Source organism: Planococcus sp. 11815, assembly GCF_051096385.1.
In the GTDB taxonomy this organism is placed as follows: domain Bacteria; phylum Bacillota; class Bacilli; order Bacillales_A; family Planococcaceae; genus Planococcus; species Planococcus citreus.
In genome coordinates this window covers 1,287,953-1,303,548 of the sequence record NZ_CP096991.1, presented here as the reverse complement: position 1 = coordinate 1,303,548, position 15,596 = coordinate 1,287,953, and the positions used below count along the sequence as shown (strand labels likewise).

Annotated in this window: 13 protein-coding genes; 8 read left to right on the top strand and 5 right to left on the bottom strand. The window is 49.7% G+C overall.

Features of this window, described 5'->3' with window-relative positions; genetic code table 11:
* Window positions 1-61: 61 nt before the first annotated feature.
* Together hisJ and M1Q06_RS06680 are read left to right on the top strand one after the other, a co-directional pair.
* Entirely contained in the window at window positions 62-862 is an 801-nt protein-coding gene (gene hisJ / locus M1Q06_RS06685) for a histidinol-phosphatase HisJ (protein ID WP_434402367.1), read from the top strand.
* 29 nt (window positions 863-891) lie between these two features.
* Entirely contained in the window at window positions 892-1,371 is a 480-nt protein-coding gene (locus M1Q06_RS06680) for a GAF domain-containing protein (RefSeq protein ID WP_434402365.1), read from the top strand.
* A gap of 41 nt (window positions 1,372-1,412) precedes the next feature.
* On the opposite strand, the gene megL is transcribed toward M1Q06_RS06680, so the two are convergent.
* On the bottom strand, window positions 1,413-2,621 hold the full coding sequence (megL, locus tag M1Q06_RS06675) for a methionine gamma-lyase (RefSeq protein ID WP_434402363.1): 1,209 nt from the start codon (window positions 2,619-2,621) through the stop codon (window positions 1,413-1,415).
* 367 nt (window positions 2,622-2,988) lie between these two features.
* On the opposite strand from megL, the gene rpsD reads away from it, so the two are divergent.
* On the top strand, window positions 2,989-3,591 hold the full coding sequence (rpsD, locus tag M1Q06_RS06670) for a 30S ribosomal protein S4 (RefSeq protein ID WP_101190075.1): 603 nt from the start codon (window positions 2,989-2,991) through the stop codon (window positions 3,589-3,591).
* A gap of 154 nt (window positions 3,592-3,745) precedes the next feature.
* Window positions 3,746-4,558: a cobalamin-binding protein gene (locus M1Q06_RS06665; RefSeq protein ID WP_434402361.1), complete on the top strand. Its 813-nt coding sequence runs from the start codon at window positions 3,746-3,748 to the stop codon at window positions 4,556-4,558.
* A gap of 63 nt (window positions 4,559-4,621) precedes the next feature.
* On the opposite strand, the gene M1Q06_RS06660 is transcribed toward M1Q06_RS06665, so the two are convergent.
* Together M1Q06_RS06660 and tyrS are read right to left on the bottom strand one after the other, a co-directional pair.
* On the bottom strand, window positions 4,622-5,170 hold the full coding sequence (locus tag M1Q06_RS06660) for a general stress protein (RefSeq protein ID WP_121301153.1): 549 nt from the start codon (window positions 5,168-5,170) through the stop codon (window positions 4,622-4,624).
* A 133-nt stretch (window positions 5,171-5,303) separates the two neighbouring features.
* Entirely contained in the window at window positions 5,304-6,569 is a 1,266-nt protein-coding gene (gene tyrS, locus M1Q06_RS06655; protein ID WP_434402359.1) for a tyrosine--tRNA ligase, read from the bottom strand.
* Between the two features lie 366 nt (window positions 6,570-6,935).
* Between tyrS and M1Q06_RS06650 the strand changes: the two genes are divergently transcribed.
* Window positions 6,936-9,974 carry a transglycosylase domain-containing protein gene (locus tag M1Q06_RS06650; protein ID WP_434402357.1) on the top strand — a complete coding sequence of 1,013 codons (3,039 nt, stop codon included), beginning with the start codon at window positions 6,936-6,938 and terminating at the stop codon, window positions 9,972-9,974.
* A 35-nt stretch (window positions 9,975-10,009) separates the two neighbouring features.
* Here M1Q06_RS06650 and acsA read toward each other — a convergent pair whose 3' ends face one another.
* Window positions 10,010-11,731 (bottom strand): acetate--CoA ligase, encoded by a 1,722-nt coding sequence (acsA, locus tag M1Q06_RS06645; RefSeq protein ID WP_434402355.1) that lies wholly within the window; start codon window positions 11,729-11,731, stop codon window positions 10,010-10,012.
* 166 nt (window positions 11,732-11,897) lie between these two features.
* Here acsA and M1Q06_RS06640 point away from each other — a divergent pair, with 166 nt between their 5' ends.
* The 3 genes from M1Q06_RS06640 to M1Q06_RS06630 are packed head-to-tail and all read left to right on the top strand — an operon-like array spanning window position 11,898 to window position 14,339.
* The gene (locus M1Q06_RS06640) at window positions 11,898-12,530 is read left to right on the top strand and encodes a GNAT family N-acetyltransferase (RefSeq protein WP_434402353.1); all 633 of its coding nucleotides are present in this window, start codon (window positions 11,898-11,900) and stop codon (window positions 12,528-12,530) included.
* Window positions 12,531-12,549: 19 nt separating this feature from the next.
* Window positions 12,550-13,188 carry an acetoin utilization AcuB family protein gene (locus M1Q06_RS06635; protein ID WP_058381120.1) on the top strand — a complete coding sequence of 213 codons (639 nt, stop codon included), beginning with the start codon at window positions 12,550-12,552 and terminating at the stop codon, window positions 13,186-13,188.
* Window positions 13,164-14,339 carry an acetoin utilization protein AcuC gene (locus tag M1Q06_RS06630; protein ID WP_434402351.1) on the top strand — a complete coding sequence of 392 codons (1,176 nt, stop codon included), beginning with the start codon at window positions 13,164-13,166 and terminating at the stop codon, window positions 14,337-14,339. The genes M1Q06_RS06635 and M1Q06_RS06630 overlap by 25 nt, the downstream gene beginning before the upstream one ends.
* 121 nt (window positions 14,340-14,460) lie before the next feature.
* Here the strand turns inward: M1Q06_RS06630 and ccpA are convergent, their stop codons facing one another.
* Window positions 14,461-15,459, bottom strand: a complete 999-nt coding sequence (gene ccpA, locus M1Q06_RS06625) for a catabolite control protein A (protein WP_121301159.1) — start codon at window positions 15,457-15,459, stop codon at window positions 14,461-14,463.
* Window positions 15,460-15,596 lie beyond the last annotated feature (137 nt).

Genomic DNA, 15,596 nt, shown 5'->3' with positions numbered 1-15,596 from the left:
GTTTGCCAAATTAGAAGAAAACAGGGAATAATTTTATCAAATTGAAAAGATGGTGAACTTTATGAATAAACGCGACGGCCATATCCATACCCCATTCTGCCCCCATGGAACAAGCGACCCGTTCTGGGCTTATATCGAAAAAGCGGAAAAAAGTGGATTCTCGGATATCAGCTTTACCGAGCACGCCCCTCTGCCTGCCGGCTTTATAGATACGACGCCCGATCAAGACAGCGGCATGGAATTGGGCGAGTTGCCAGCCTATTTCGAAGCGCTCGATAAGGCCAAAGCGCAAGCGCCAGGTATGCGGATCCGCAGCGGCCTGGAAGTGGATTTTATCGAAGGCTTCGAAAAACAGACAGCACAACTGCTCGAACAAGCAGGGCCAAAACTGGACGACGCCATTCTGTCGGTCCATTTTCTGCGCTATCAAGACCGCTGGATCTGCTCTGACTTCAGTGCGGAAGTATTTATGGACCTTGCAAAAGACATGGGTTCTGTACAAGCCGTTTACGACCTGTATTATGATACGGTCGAAGCTTCCATATTGGCAGACCTCGGGCCCCATAAACCGAAGCGCATCGGCCATCCGACTTTATGCCATAAATTTCAGCACGTCCATCAGGAACAAATCGATGACGATGCGCGCATCCGTAAAATCCTCAGAATGATAAAAGAACATGGCTATGAACTGGATGTCAATTCCGCGGGGCTGTCAAAACCAGGCTGCCTGGAATTCTATCCGCCGGAGCCTTATATCTCCTATGCACGTACACTCGGCATACCGCTCGTCTTCGGGTCCGATGCCCATAGTGCTGAAGGCTTGCACAAATACGCGGATCGCTTTTATACTGAACACTATTAAATAGAAACTTTTAGAAATGAGATGATTCCATGTTTGCTACATCCACTTACAGCGGCACACGCGAAGAGCAATACAACCTGCTCAATAAACAATTGGACGCCCTTCTTGCAGGCGAACCGAACCGCATCGCCAATTTATCGAATGCTTCTGCATTGCTTGGCCAATTCCTTGACCGCATCAATTGGGTCGGATTTTATTTGATTGAAGACGGCGAGCTTGTCCTTGGCCCATTCCAGGGAATGCCGGCTTGTGTCCGCATCCCGGTCGGAAAAGGGGTATGCGGTACGGCCATCGACAAAAATGAAACGATGCTCATCGATGATGTCCATGCCTTCCCTGGCCATATCGCCTGCGACGCGGCTTCCCGTTCGGAAATCGTCGTACCGCTATTCAAAGATGGCGAAGCTTACGGCGTGCTCGACATCGACAGCCCGGAACTTGCCCGTTTTACGGACGAAGACCGCATCGGGCTTGAAAAGTTTGCAGAAACCTTATTGAAGCACATCTAAACGCACGAAAGATCCCAGCAGACTGTCTGCCGGGATCTTTTTTAGATTTCCTGCAAATTGGATTTGATTTGAGCGAAAGCCTTCTCCAGATCGGCCATTAAATCCTCAACATTCTCAAGCCCGACCGACAAGCGCACGAGTGAATCGCTGATGCCCATCCGTTCCCGCTCTTCCGGAGGCACGACCGCGTGGGTCATCGTTGCGGGATGCTGGATCAAGGTTTCGGCATCTCCGAGGCTTACGGCAATCTTGATGAGCGACAAGGCATTCAAAAATTCCTGCGCTTGTTTTTTCCCGCCTTCTAGCTCGAACGAAATCAATCCGCCGCCGCGGCGCATCTGGTCTTTGGCAATCGACATTTGTGGATGTCCGGCATCGAATGGATACAAAATACGTTTGACTGCCTGTTCGCCATGGAGAAACGCGACTATCTTTTCCGCATTATCAATATGGCGGTCCATCCGTACATGCAAAGTCTTCAATCCACGGATCAACAGCCAGGCATCGAATGGCGACATGATGCCCCCGAAATCTTTCTGTACGGTCATGCGGATCAACTGCATCTCTTCTGCATCCGCTCCGACTAGCACGCCGCCGATGACATCGCCGTGGCCGTTCAAATACTTGGTCGCGCTATGGAGCACAAAATCCGCACCGAACTCGAGCGGATTCTGCAAATACGGCGAACTGAACGTATTATCGACGACGACCCGCAAGCCATGCTTTTTGGCGGCGGCTTCAACCGCACGTAAATTGACAAGTTCCATTGTCGGGTTGATCGGCGTTTCGACGTAAATGACTTTCGTTTCAGGCCGGATCGCCTGTTCAATTTGTTCTTCAGTCGTCATCGCAATGAGCGAATGCGTAATGCCGTACTTTTCTTCCATGATTTCCAATAAGCCAAATGTGCAGCCATAGATTCCGCGCGAACACAGCACATGGTCGCCTGCTTTCGTCAAATGGACAAGGATCGCACTGACTGCGGCCATCCCCGACCCAAATGCCAGTGCGCCTCCCCCGCCTTCGATCTCCGCCATGCGCTGTTCCAAGACGCGCACTGTCGGATTGCCGAGGCGCGAATAAATATTTCCGTCCTGCTCCCCAGCAAAACGGGCTTCTCCCTGTTCGGCATTCGCGAACGAATACGTGGACGTTTGATAAAGCGGCGTAGCCAAACTGTCATGATGCACAGAACTGTCATAACCCTCATGAATCACTGCTGTTTCAAACTTTTTCTTTTGTCTCATCATTCATACACCCCTCAACAAAAATAGAAAGCGCTTACATTTACAACTATCTCCATTTTACTCTGAGAACGCAAAAAAAGAAAGTGCCATTTCTGCGCTTCTTGCCCATTATCCATTGACTGCCGCAGTCGATATCGGGTATACTAGCCTTTGTGTAAAATAATCGCAGCAGTTGTATGTGCGGGTTTGCCCATTTTGTTCCTTGTCCAGAAAAGCGTGATCCGGGTTTCCGGTGCTTTCGTATAGACAGAGGTGTATCGCGTAACTCTTGGCTGCTGAGCGAAGGTACATGAAAACAAAATGGCTTGCAGCATGAATACATCTGGTTTTTATTTTACTCTAAAAACCAAATTAGAGGAGGAGACTCACTATGTCTCGTTATACAGGTCCAGCATGGAAACTGTCACGTCGCCTTGGAATTTCTTTGAGCGGCACAGGTAAAGAACTCGAAAAACGCCCTTACGCACCAGGTCAACACGGTGCTAACCAACGCCGTAAAGTTTCTGAATACGGTTTGCAATTGCAAGAAAAACAAAAACTACGCTTCATGTACGGAGTTAACGAACGCCAGTTCAAAACTTTGTTCAACAAAGCTGGTAAAATGGAAGGCAAACACGGCGAGAACTTCATGATCTTGCTTGAAGCACGCCTTGACAACGTTGTTTACCGTCTCGGCCTTGCGCGCACTCGCCGCCAAGCCCGCCAATTGGTAAACCACGGCCACATCCTTGTTGATGGCAAACGCGTAGACATCCCGTCTTACGCTGTGAAACCAGGACAAACAATCGCTTTCCGCGAAAAGTCCAACAACCTTGATGTTGTTAACGAAGCGATCGAAGTTAACAGCTTCGTTCCAGAATACGTTTCAATCGACGCTGACAAAAAAGAAGGCACATTCGTCCGTCTCCCAGAGCGCAGCGAATTGTCTGCTGAAATCAACGAACAATTGATCGTTGAGTTCTACTCACGTTAATCGATTGATGAAAACCCTCCAGGTTCGCCTGGAGGGTTTTTTCTATGCAATTATTCCTCTGCCAGCTTTTTATCCTTTACATTGAAAGATGCGGGTTTCGTCGATTCCTCTCGCGGGCTATGCTACACTGTAGCCATATAAAGGAGGCGTCTTTATGCGAATCGTATCCATTTGCCCAAGCAATACCGAGTTGCTCGCTTTTTTGAAAGCCGATCATCTGCTGGTCGGCGTCGATGATTATTCCGACTGGCCGAAGAGCATCGAACGGCTTCCGCGTCTGGGGCCGGATCTCTCAATACGCATGGATGAAGTCGAAGCCCTTGCGCCAGACATCGTCCTGGCATCGCTCAGCGTGCCCGGCATGGAAAAAAATATTGAAGAGCTCGAAAAACGCAACATTCCGCACCTTATCCTGGACCCGCAATCGCTCGCGGACATCCGCAATGATCTGGAAACGGTCGCCGAAGCCATTCACTTCGACAGCTCAGCGGTTCTCGCGGAATATGACGCAGCGATCGCCGAATTGAAAAAACGAGGCGACAGCGCCACGTCCTCTCCGTCCCTCTACTGGGAATGGTGGCCAAAACCCGTGTTCACCCCGGGAGGCGTCAATTGGCTCAGCGAAATCAGCCGGCTTGTCGGCGCCCGCAATTGTTTCGAAGATGAGGAAACGGCGAACATCCAAACAGATTGGGATGCCGTTAAACAACGCAATCCGGACTATATTTTGCTCGCTTGGGTCGGCATCATGACCTCGAAAGTCAAACCAGAACTTGTCTTGAAACGCCCGGATTGGAAATCGATGAAAGCGATCGAACATATCCATGTGATGGAAGAGGCTTTATTCTGCCGGCCATCCCCCAGGTTGATCGAAGGAGCCATCAAACTCGGCAAATTGGTCCATCCACAAGCATTCGCGGATTTCCCGCTCCCTTCATTCATTAAAGAAAAGCAATCGCATGTATAATGCAAGACCTCAAAAACCCCACGGCGCATAACAGCGCCGCGGGGTTTTTTCGTCTATCCAACTTTACAGCCGGTCGCGCCCCGGCCCGGCATCACCGCGAATATTTGTTGAGCGTTCGGTACCGATCAATGGATCATCATTTTCTGTAAACCGGTCCACATCATTGCGGTCAGGCTGTTTCGCTTCATCGTCTTCCACCAGTACGAGAATGTGCCCTTCTTTAAACTGTTCTTCGTAGCTTTTTGCTTCGTCTTCAGGGACGCCAAGGCCAATTAAAGCGCCGGCAATCCCACCAACGCCTGCTCCCGCTGCTGCGCCTGTCAAACCGGCTGCAATCGGGCCAGCTGCAACGATTGGCCCGATGCCAGGAATAGCCAGCGCGCCAAGCCCGGCCAAGACGCCGCCGAGACCGCCGAGCGCTCCGCCTGTAGCGGCACCGGCAGCGGCTCCTTCACCGGCCTGCGTCCCAGTTTCTTCTGTTACGCGCTCTACATCACCCTTATCTTTACTGAGCACTGAAATGTCTTCGTCGCGGTAGCCTTGCCGCTGAAGATCTTCGATGACTTCCACCGCTTCCATTTCCGTACCGTATGATCCGACCACTCGTGACATATTACTCGCCCTCCATTTCATGTTTTGGAATCCTGTTCATGCATCTTAGTGATATATGTTTCCCCGTCGAAGATGCGCTAAACATTTCACAACATCAAAAAACGCCGCCAGCAGATGCTGGCGGCGTCAGTGTTTAAACGAAATGGATCATATGGTATTTTTTCTTGCCACGCCGGACGATCGCGAATTCGTCATCCAAACGGTCTTTTTCATCAACCACGTATTCCAGGTCGCGGATTTTCTCGCCGTTAATCGAAATCGCACCGTTCGTGATATCTTCACGTGCTTGGCGTTTCGAAGGAGATACTTTACTGTCGACAATCAAATCGACGATCGGCTTCGCTTGTTTCGCCATCTCGACAGAAGGAACGTCTTTGAACGCCGCTTTCATTTCGTCTGCGCTCAAACTTTTCAGATCGCCGCTGAACAATGCTTTTGTGATGCGCTGGGCATCTGCGAGTGCTTCTTGCCCGTGAATGAGCTTGGTCATTTCTTCCGCGAGCACGGTTTGCGCTTTTCTGAGATGCGCTTCCGTTTCAACACTTTCGGCGAGTGCTTCGATTTCCTGTTTTTCGAGGAACGTAAAAATCTTCAAGTATTTCACGACATCTGCATCAGCCGTATTGATCCAGAACTGGTAGAACTCGTAAGGGGAGGTCTTTTTCGCATCAAGCCAAACTGCGCCGCCCGCCGTCTTACCGAATTTTGTGCCGTCCGCTTTTGTTACGAGCGGGATTGTAATCCCGAACGCTTTCGCTTCTTCTTCGTGCGTCTTGCGGATCACTTCGAGACCTGAGGTGATATTGCCCCACTGGTCCGACCCGCCGATTTGAACGCGGCAATTGTATTCATTGTAAAGATGGTTGAAGTCGATCGCTTGGATTAAGGTATAGGAAAACTCCGTAAACGAAATTCCGCCTTCGAGACGCGATGCGACCGAATCTTTCGCCAGCATGTAATTGACGGAAATTAATTTACCGAAATCGCGCAGGAACTCGATGACGCTCATGCCGCCGATCCAGTCGCGGTTGTTAACCATTTTCGCCCCGTTCTCCGTCTGGAAATCAAAGATCTGTTCCATTTGCTTTTTGATCGAATCGACATTGCGGTCGATCTGTTCCGTCGATTGCAATTGGCGCTCTTCGTTGCGTCCAGATGGATCCCCGATCATGCCGGTTGCCCCGCCCACCAAAAGGATCGGGCGATGGCCGTGCAATTGAAAACGGCGCAAAGTCAAAAGCGGCACGATATGGCCGATGTGCATGCTGTCGGCAGTCGGGTCGACACCGCAATACAGTGAAATTTTTTCCTGGTCTAGCACTTTTGCCATTCCTTCTTCGTCTGTTTGCTGGTACAGAAGCCCGCGCCAGTTTAAATCGTCGATTAATGCATTTGTCATGTAAATTTCCTCCCTTTATCTGCTTCACCTGATTGCCGGGACACAAAAAAGCCCCTGCATGAAATTCATGCAGGGACGCATATGCGCGGTACCACCCAGCTTGGAGGACACATCCTCCCACTTGAATGTGCCAGACGGGGCACTTCCGCAAACTCCAGGCCTGTAATTCGACGCATGCATTTTGGCCGGTTTGCACCATCCACCGGCTCTCTGGTTTCAAAATTGCATGCCCTACTGGGGGCCGTTCTCCGTTTGATTATGAAGATTCTATTATGTAGTGTACTCGAATCCTAAAGATTGTCAATATCTTTCGTTTCAATTATCGGATTATGCTATAATGAAAAAGATTTTTAGGAGGGGGATAATGTGCAAGATAAATTTAGAAGATGGTTATTGAAGGCAGAGGAAACAACCGATAGATGGACTTCCCATAAGTGGTTTAGGCGTTTTAAAATCACGACGGGCGTCATTTGGAATTTGGCAATCATTCTAGCTATTATACTGGTGGCGGGCGGCGTGTTTGCCGCATCGGCAGGAGCCGGCTATTTCGCTTCACTGGTGGACGAAGAACAGCTGCGGACTGAAGAGGAAATGCTGTCGGACATCTATAGCTATGAAGAAACTTCCCAATTGTACTTTGCCGACAATACCTACCTTGGCAAACTGCAAACCGACCTTGACCGCGAAGAAACGACTTTGGAAGATGTCTCCGATGTGGCTATCGATGCAGTCCTAGCTACTGAAGATGAGTATTTCTTTGAACATGAAGGAATTGTCCCGAAAGCAATCATGCGTGGCTTGTTCCAGGATGTCTCCAATTCGGACAGCCAATCAGGCGGATCAACGTTGACCCAGCAATTAATCAAAAACCAGATTTTGACAAACGAAGTATCTTATGAACGCAAAGCGAAAGAAATCCTCTTGGCGATGCGTCTTGAGAAATTCATGAACAAAGAAGACATTATGGAAGCTTATTTGAATATCATCCCATATGGCAGAAATTCAGCGGGCACGAACATCGCAGGGATCGAAACGGCTGCTAAAGGCATATTCGATGTTCCTGCAAGCGACTTGAACTTGCCGCAAGCAGCATTCATCGCCGGTATCCCGAAAGCGCCTTTCAGTTACACACCATATACAAACAGGGGTGAAGTTAAAGAGGAGGCCGGCCTTGAGCCTGGCCTCAACCGCATGAAAACGGTCTTGTACCGCATGCTTGAAACAGGCTATATCACCGAAGCGGAATATCAAGAAGCTTTGGAGTACGATATTGTCGCAGACTTCAGAACTGGTGAAACCCGCTCATACGAAGATCATCCTTTCGTAACTGCAGAGTTAGAGAAACGCGCCACCCGCATCATCATGGATGTGCTGGCCGAGCAAAATGGCATTGATCCTGAAACACTGGACCAGGATCAAAACCTCTATGAAGAATATGCAATTTTAGCTGACCGCGCTGTGCGGTCGAATGGCTACCGAATCCATTCGAGTATCAATAAAGAACTGTATATTGCGCAAGAAAAGACACAGAAAGCCTATCAAGGATACGGCACGACCCTATCCGAGGATTATATTGATGAAGACGGCGAAACAAAAACCCGCCAACTGCCTGTACAAGTCGGCAGTGTTACTTTGGAAAACGACACCGGCCGCATCTTGAGTTTTGTCGGCGGACGTGACCACGAAATCGAAAACTTGAACCACGCAACGCAAGCCTATCGCTCGATCGGTTCCACGGTTAAGCCCCTGCTCGTTTACGGCCCAGCCTTGGAAAATGGCTTGATCGGCGCCGGCAGCCCGGTGGTCGATGTGAAATTTACAATGAACGATAACGGCAATAGCTATGAACCAACGAACTTCATCCCAACAAGCGAGCAAGGCATCATGCCGGCACGCGATGCACTTGCACAATCGCAGAACCTTCCCGCCTTGCGCTTGTTTGCACAAATGCGCGATGACATGCCGATCCAATATTTGATCGACAATGGCTTCTCGCGCGTAGACGAAGGCGATGGCGTCGTTTCCGCAGCACTTGGCGGCGGCATCGAAGGGTCAGTTGAAGAAGTCGCGAATGCCTATGCGGCTCTCGCCAATGGCGGCAAGCATATGGAAACGACGATGATCGATAAAATCGAAGATGCGGATGGCAATGTCATTTATGAACATGAAGCCGAAGCGAAAGATGTCTTCACGCCTCAAGCTTCTTACGTATTGACCGATATGCTTCGCGATGTCTTCAAGACAGATCGCGGAACGGCCAATCGCGCAAACGGCATGCTGAAGTTCAACGCGGACTTTGCCGGCAAGACCGGGACGACACAAGAGACACGCGATGTCTGGCTCGTCGGCTATAACCCGAATATCACGATGGGCGTTTGGCTCGGCTACGATAAAGAAAAATACTCTCTGGATAATTTCAGAAACCAAAACTTGCAGCCATCCGTCCGCGTCAACCAATTATGGGCGAACTTGATGAATGCAACTTATGACGTCGCACCTGACGCTATCGGTTCAGGAGACAAATTCCAGGAACCGGATGGCATCGTCAGCCGCTCGTTCTGCGGAATCTCTGGATTCGCTCCGAACGAAGCTTGTAAAAAAGCCGGCTTGGTCCGTTCCGATTTGTTCATCGCTGATATCATGACACCAAAAGATGGCGACGACAGCTTGAGCAGCGGCTCATACACGACCATCAACGGCAAACGCTATGCTGCTTTGTCGAATACACCAAGTGAATTTGTGTCAGGCGGCGGCCTCGGCGTTTCAGAAGAATACGTCGATCGCATGCTCGCTCCATTCGGAGGAGACGCAGGCAAATTATTCCCTGGCAGTTCACGATTCAGCAACGTCGTCTCCAGCGCCAATTTCGATGCAGACAGCGCGGCCCCTGCCCCTGTCGGCACTTCAATCAATGGACGCACAATTACGTGGAGCGATTCCGCTTCAAACGATGTCGTCGGTTATCGCGTATTCCGCGGCGGCAGCAGAGTCGCTTCAGTTTCAGAATCGAGCAGTAACTCCTTTAGCGCACCTGGCCCTGGAACTTATACAGTCGTCGCAGTGGATATTACAGGCCGTCAATCCTCAGCGTCCAATGGCGTGACGATTGCAGCGCCAAAACCGGAACCTGCTCCTGAACCAGAACCTGCTCCTGCCCCGGAACCGGAAAGAGAAGAAACTCCGGCGCCAGCGCAAGAAACAGAAAGACAAGAGCCGGAAGAAGAGCCTGAAGAAGAACCGGCTGAGGAAGAACCAGCCGAAGAAACTCCAGCTCCAGAAGAACCGGAAGAAGAACCAGAAGAAGAGGAAGAAGCACCACCTGAAGAACCGGAAGAACCGGAACAACCAGAAGAGCAGTCAGAACCTGACACGGAAACTCCAGAGAACGAAGAAGACGCAGCATGACAAAAGCCCCTCTGCATTTAGCAGAGGGGCTTTTTTTAATCTTCCATTGTGGACAAATCGCCAGTCGGCAGATCCAATTCCCAAGCTTTCAAGACGCGGCGCATGATTTTGCCGCTTCGCGTTTTCGGAAGCTTGTCTTTAAATTCGATTTCACGCGGTGCTGCGTGGGCGGCCAGTTCTTTCTTGACGAACTGGCGGATGTCCTCGATCAGTTCATCGGATGGCTCATAGCCTTCAACAAGCGCGACGAACGCTTTGATGATTTCCCCGCGCACCGGGTCAGGTTTGCCGATGACACCTGCTTCAGCGACTGCAGGATGCTCGAGTAATTTGCTTTCCACTTCAAATGGTCCGACACGCTCGCCTGAAGTCATAATGACATCGTCCACTCTTCCTTGGAACCAGAAATACCCATCCTCGTCCATATAAGCCGAGTCTCCAGACACATACCATTCATCATTTAAGAAGTAAGAATCGTATTTTTGCGGGTTGTTCCAGATTTGGCGCATCATGGATGGCCAGCCTTTTTTAATCGCCAGATTCCCCATTTGATTCGCCGGCAATTCCTTGCCTTGATCATCTACAATCGCCGCTTGCACACCTGGTATCGGTTTGCCCATCGAGCCTGGCTTGATTGCCATCGATGGGTAATTGCAAATGACTTGTGCCCCTGTTTCCGTCATCCACCATGTATCGTGGATCCGTTTATCGAACACTTGCGCACCCCACTTGACGACTTCCGGGTTCAACGGCTCACCGACGGATAAAACGTGGCGCAATGTCGACAGGTCGTATTCTTTCACCAATGCATCACCTGCGCCCATCAACATGCGGAACGCTGTCGGGGCACTATACCATACCGTGACACCGAAATCTTCAATTGCCTGGTACCAGGCATCCGGAGAGAAGCGACCGCCGAGAATGACAGTCGTGACACCATTCAGCCACGGAGAGAACACGCCGTAAGCCGTTCCCGTCACCCAGCCCGGGTCAGCTGTGCACCAATAAATATCCTGCTCCTGGAAATCCAGTACCCATTTGCCCGTCTGGTATTGCTGCACCATGGCATATTGCGCGTGCAGGACGCCTTTTGGTTTGCCTGTAGAACCGGATGTATAATGAAGAACCAATCCATCTTCTTTTTCCAGCCATTCGACATCGAATTGATCCGAGCAGGAATCAAGATGCTTGAGCACATCGACATGGCCCCCGCTTTCTTCTGCCCCTTCCGCTCCCACTAGGAAGATCGTCTTCAAATTAGGAAGACGGTCTTTCGGGATGCGCGGGAGCAATTCCGGCGTAGTGATGATCGCTTTGGCGTCGCTGTCATCCAGACGGTCGTAGATTGCCCCTTCCATGAATGCTTCAAATAGCGGCCCAACGATCAAGCCCATCTTCAATGCACCGAACATAAGGAAATACAGTTCAGGTGAACGCGGCATAAAGATGAAGATGCGGTCTCCTTTCTCCAAATCGGAATGCGATTTCAAAAGATTCGCCGCGCGGTTCGTCATGCGTTTCATCTCATAGAATGTATAGGTTTCATGACGATGCTGGTCTTTATAATAGAGAGCGACTTTGTTTTTGCGGTCCGATTCAGCATGGCGGTCAATCGCCTCATGGGCAATATTGATTTTCCCGGTTTGAGACCAGCTGAACTCTTTTTCAACTTCCGACCAATCGAAACTCGCCGACTGCTCTTCGTAATTATGTAAATGATGCTCCCCTGGTTTTGCTGGTAACGCTTCCACTTTCACATAAATCACCCTTTCCCTTTGTTTCTCTATATTCTACATCAACCTGGAAGGTAAATGCTAATAATTTTAATTCTTTAGAAAATACGGTGTATTTATCCAAGCAACTTTCTTTTCCTTCCGCCCTTCATGTATAATGAAGCTAATTGCAACCACAGGCGGTGAAATGATGGAACATAAGAAGACGTACAATGCGATGGAATTGAAAACGAAACACGGGCCACTCATCATCGAAGGCCCCGTCCCATCTAAGGAATTGAAAGAACTGGATTTCCATGAGGACTTGGTCGCTTTCCGCCCACCGGAACAGCAGCATAAAGCCATCACGGAAATAGCGGATTTACCGGAAGGGCGCATATTGATTGCGCGTGACCAAAACATGATTGTCGGGTATGTCACCTACCTCTACCCCGATCCACTTGAACGCTGGTCCGAAGGAAAGATGGAGAACTTGATCGAGCTCGGGGCGATCGAGGTCATTCCGAAATATCGCGGTGCCGGTGTCGGCAAAGCACTGCTGCAAGTATCGATGATGGATGATGCCTTTAACGATTTCATCGTCATCACGACCGAATATTATTGGCATTGGGATTTAAAAGGAACCGGGCTGAATGTCTGGGAATACCGCAAGATCATGGAAAAGATGATGCAGGCTGGGGGGCTGGAGTATTTCGCCACGGATGATCCGGAAATCAGCTCGCATCCAGCCAACACGCTGATGGCGCGCATCGGTTCTCGCGTCGATACCGAGTCGATCCAAAAGTTCGATCAGCTGCGTTTCATGAACCGCTATATGTACTGATTACTAAAGGGGTGCTTGTATGCTAGTAGAAGAAATCATGAAGAAGGATGTTTTTACGCTGCGCTCAGACCAGACCGTCCAAGATGTACTGGATTTGTTCGAAGAAAAAAGGATTCGCCACGCTCCCATCGTCGATGACGGGAAAGTGGTCGGCATCGTCACTGACCGCGACTTGAAAGATGCCATGCCCTCCATGTTCACGGTATCCCCGAAAGGCGAACCGTATAAAAAGAAAGTATCGGAGATCATGACCAAAAATCCGATGATCGCCCACCCGCTCGATTTTGTCGAAGAAATCGCCTTGCTGTTCTATGAACAGAAGATCGGCTGCCTGCCGGTCGTTAGCCAAAACGAACTCGTCGGCTTTCTGACAGAAACCGACTTATTGTATACGTATATCGAATTGACCGGCGCACACCAACCGGGCTCTCAAATCGAAATCAAAGTCCCTAACCGTTCAGGCGCACTCTATGAAGTGAGCAAAGTGTTCTATGAGCACAAAGTCAATGTATTGAGCGTACTCGTCTACCCGGATCGGGAAGACAATTCCAATAAGATCCTGGCTTTCCGTATCAAAACGATGAACCCCATTTCCATTATTGAAGATCTGCGCAAAGAAGGTTTCGATGTCTTATGGCCGAATCTCATGCAGGAATGAAAAAACACGCTGTCTTCATCTATTCAGAAGATCAATTGGGGTATAAATTTTCTGATACGCATCCGTTCAACCAAAAACGGCTCATTCTTACCATTGATTTACTTAGGGAAATGGACGCCCTTCCAGAGGATTTGATTGTGCCTGCACGGACTGCAACAGATGAAGAACTATTGCTCGCGCATGACCAGCGCTATATCGATATCGTCAAGAAAGCAAGCCGCGGCGAAATCACTCCGGAAGCCGGGGAAGGTTACGGCATCGGTACGGAAGATACGCCGATTTTTGAAAATATGCATGAAGCGAGTGCCCGTTTGGTCGGCGGCACATTGACCGCTGTCGATCAAGTGATGGAAGGCAAAGCCGAACATGCCTTGAATCTCGGCGGCGGTTTACACCACGGATTCCGAGGAAAGGCGTCCGGCTTTTGCATCTATAACGACAGCTCGGTCGCCATCCATTACTTGAAAGAGAAATACGGTGCACGCGTCCTCTATATCGATACGGATGCCCATCACGGCGACGGCGTGCAATGGTGCTTCTATGACGACCCGGATGTATGTACCGTGTCGATCCACGAAACGGGACGCTACCTATTCCCCGGCACCGGCAATATCAATGAACGCGGAAGTGGCCAAGGCTATGGCACTTCATTCAACTTCCCGATCGATGCCTTCACTGAAGATGAATCGTTTTTGGATATTTACCGGACCGCCATGCGTGAAATCGTCGAACATTTCAAGCCGGATGTCATTTTAAGCCAGAACGGCGCTGACGCACATTATTTGGATCCCTTGACGCATTTGAGCAGCACGATGGAAATCTACCGCGAAATCCCGAAGATCGCCCATGAATTGGCGCATGAGTTTTGCGACGGCAAGTGGATAGCGGTCGGTGGCGGCGGCTATGACATCTGGCGGGTCGTACCCCGTGCTTGGTCGCTCCTATGGATGGAAATGAACAGCCATCCGTTGCCGCACGGAAAGTTGCCTGAAGCATGGCTCAAGCGCTGGCAGCCTGAATCCCCTGTCCCTTTGATCGAGACATGGGAAGATCCGGAAAATTTGTATAAGCCGATTCCAAGAAAAGCGGAGATCACCGAAAAAAATCAGCAAATGCTCGATAAGGCGCTGTATATGATCCGCAATCAATAAGCCACGCTTTATTTAGTCGGAATATTCCGCAGTTTGAACAAAAAAACCGCCCTTGCTTGAGGATTGGATTCAATCCCCTTGCAAGGGCGGTTTTCTATTGAATAAACGTAATCAAAGAAATCTATTGATGCCTAGTGGACTGACGTTCTTCCAAGCGATAAGGCAGCACGACTTGGTTTTCTTCGATTTCTTCGTTGTTCATGTACTTTGTCAGCAAGCGCATCGACACCGCACCGATATCGTAGAGCGGCAAAGCAACGGCCGTCAACATTGGACGTGCCATGCGTGCAAGCTTCGAGTTTTCGTAAGTGATGACTTCAACGTCTTCCGGAATCTGTTTGCCGAGCGCTTCCACTGCATGGATGACGCCTATGGACATTTCATCGTTGCTGACGAAATAAGCTGTCGGTTCAATCGATTCCAGTTCACTCACAGCTTCCAGGCCTTCTTCATAGGTGTTATTGCATTCGACGACAAGGCGCTCATCATAATCGAGCCCTGCTTCCTGCAATGCATCCTGATAGGCTTTCAGCTTATGTTCACGGTTGATCTCGGACGATAACGGCCCTGAAATATAAGCAATTTTCTTATGCCCGCTGTCGATGAATTTCTTGACCGCTTCATAGGCAGCTGCATAATAATCGATATTAACGGAAGCGATCGATGCTGTATCATCGATTGAACCCGCTAAGACGATCGGTGTCGGGGAGCGTTCCATTTCCTTACGCAATTCATCCGAGATGACATCGCTCATGAAGACAATGCCATCCACTTGCTTGCCGAGCATCGTTTCAAGCAATTGAAGCTCTTTGTTCGGATTTTGGTCAGAATTGGACAGGATGATATTGTAGCGGTACATCGTCGCGATATCTTCAATGCCCCGTGCCAGTTCAGAATACGTGCTATTCGATATATCGGGTAAAATGACGCCGACCGTTGTTGTTTTCTTGCTCGCCAATCCGCGAGCTACGGCATTCGGACGATAGCCGAGTTCTTCGATCACTTTCAATACTTTTTTTCTTGTGGCTGGTTTTACATTTTGGTTGCCATTCACTACCCGGGATACGGTAGCCATGGAAACATTTGCCTCACGTGCCACATCATAAATCGTAACGGTCATTTTGCGCCCTCCTGTTCCATTCTTTCATTCAATGATACGATAACCGCTTTATGAATATCAACTCTTATTATGTATTGCAGCAGCGCTTATCGGGAAAGTTCATGAAACTGTCCATCTTTAAGCCCTTATTCCATGAC

What these genes read in the sequence shown, in the direction of transcription:
- hisJ (WP_434402367.1), top strand. Translation starts at nt 62, where the DNA reads ATGAATAAACGCGACGGCCATATCCATACCCCATTCTGCCCCCATGGA.
- M1Q06_RS06680 (WP_434402365.1), top strand. Translation starts at nt 892, where the DNA reads ATGTTTGCTACATCCACTTACAGCGGCACACGCGAAGAGCAATACAAC.
- megL (WP_434402363.1), bottom strand. Translation starts at nt 2,621, where the DNA reads ATGATGAGACAAAAGAAAAAGTTTGAAACAGCAGTGATTCATGAGGGT.
- rpsD (WP_101190075.1), top strand. Translation starts at nt 2,989, where the DNA reads ATGTCTCGTTATACAGGTCCAGCATGGAAACTGTCACGTCGCCTTGGA.
- M1Q06_RS06665 (WP_434402361.1), top strand. Translation starts at nt 3,746, where the DNA reads ATGCGAATCGTATCCATTTGCCCAAGCAATACCGAGTTGCTCGCTTTT.
- M1Q06_RS06660 (WP_121301153.1), bottom strand. Translation starts at nt 5,170, where the DNA reads ATGTCACGAGTGGTCGGATCATACGGTACGGAAATGGAAGCGGTGGAA.
- tyrS (WP_434402359.1), bottom strand. Translation starts at nt 6,569, where the DNA reads ATGACAAATGCATTAATCGACGATTTAAACTGGCGCGGGCTTCTGTAC.
- M1Q06_RS06640 (WP_434402353.1), top strand. Translation starts at nt 11,898, where the DNA reads ATGGAACATAAGAAGACGTACAATGCGATGGAATTGAAAACGAAACAC.
- M1Q06_RS06635 (WP_058381120.1), top strand. Translation starts at nt 12,550, where the DNA reads ATGCTAGTAGAAGAAATCATGAAGAAGGATGTTTTTACGCTGCGCTCA.
- M1Q06_RS06630 (WP_434402351.1), top strand. Translation starts at nt 13,164, where the DNA reads ATGGCCGAATCTCATGCAGGAATGAAAAAACACGCTGTCTTCATCTAT.
- ccpA (WP_121301159.1), bottom strand. Translation starts at nt 15,459, where the DNA reads ATGACCGTTACGATTTATGATGTGGCACGTGAGGCAAATGTTTCCATG.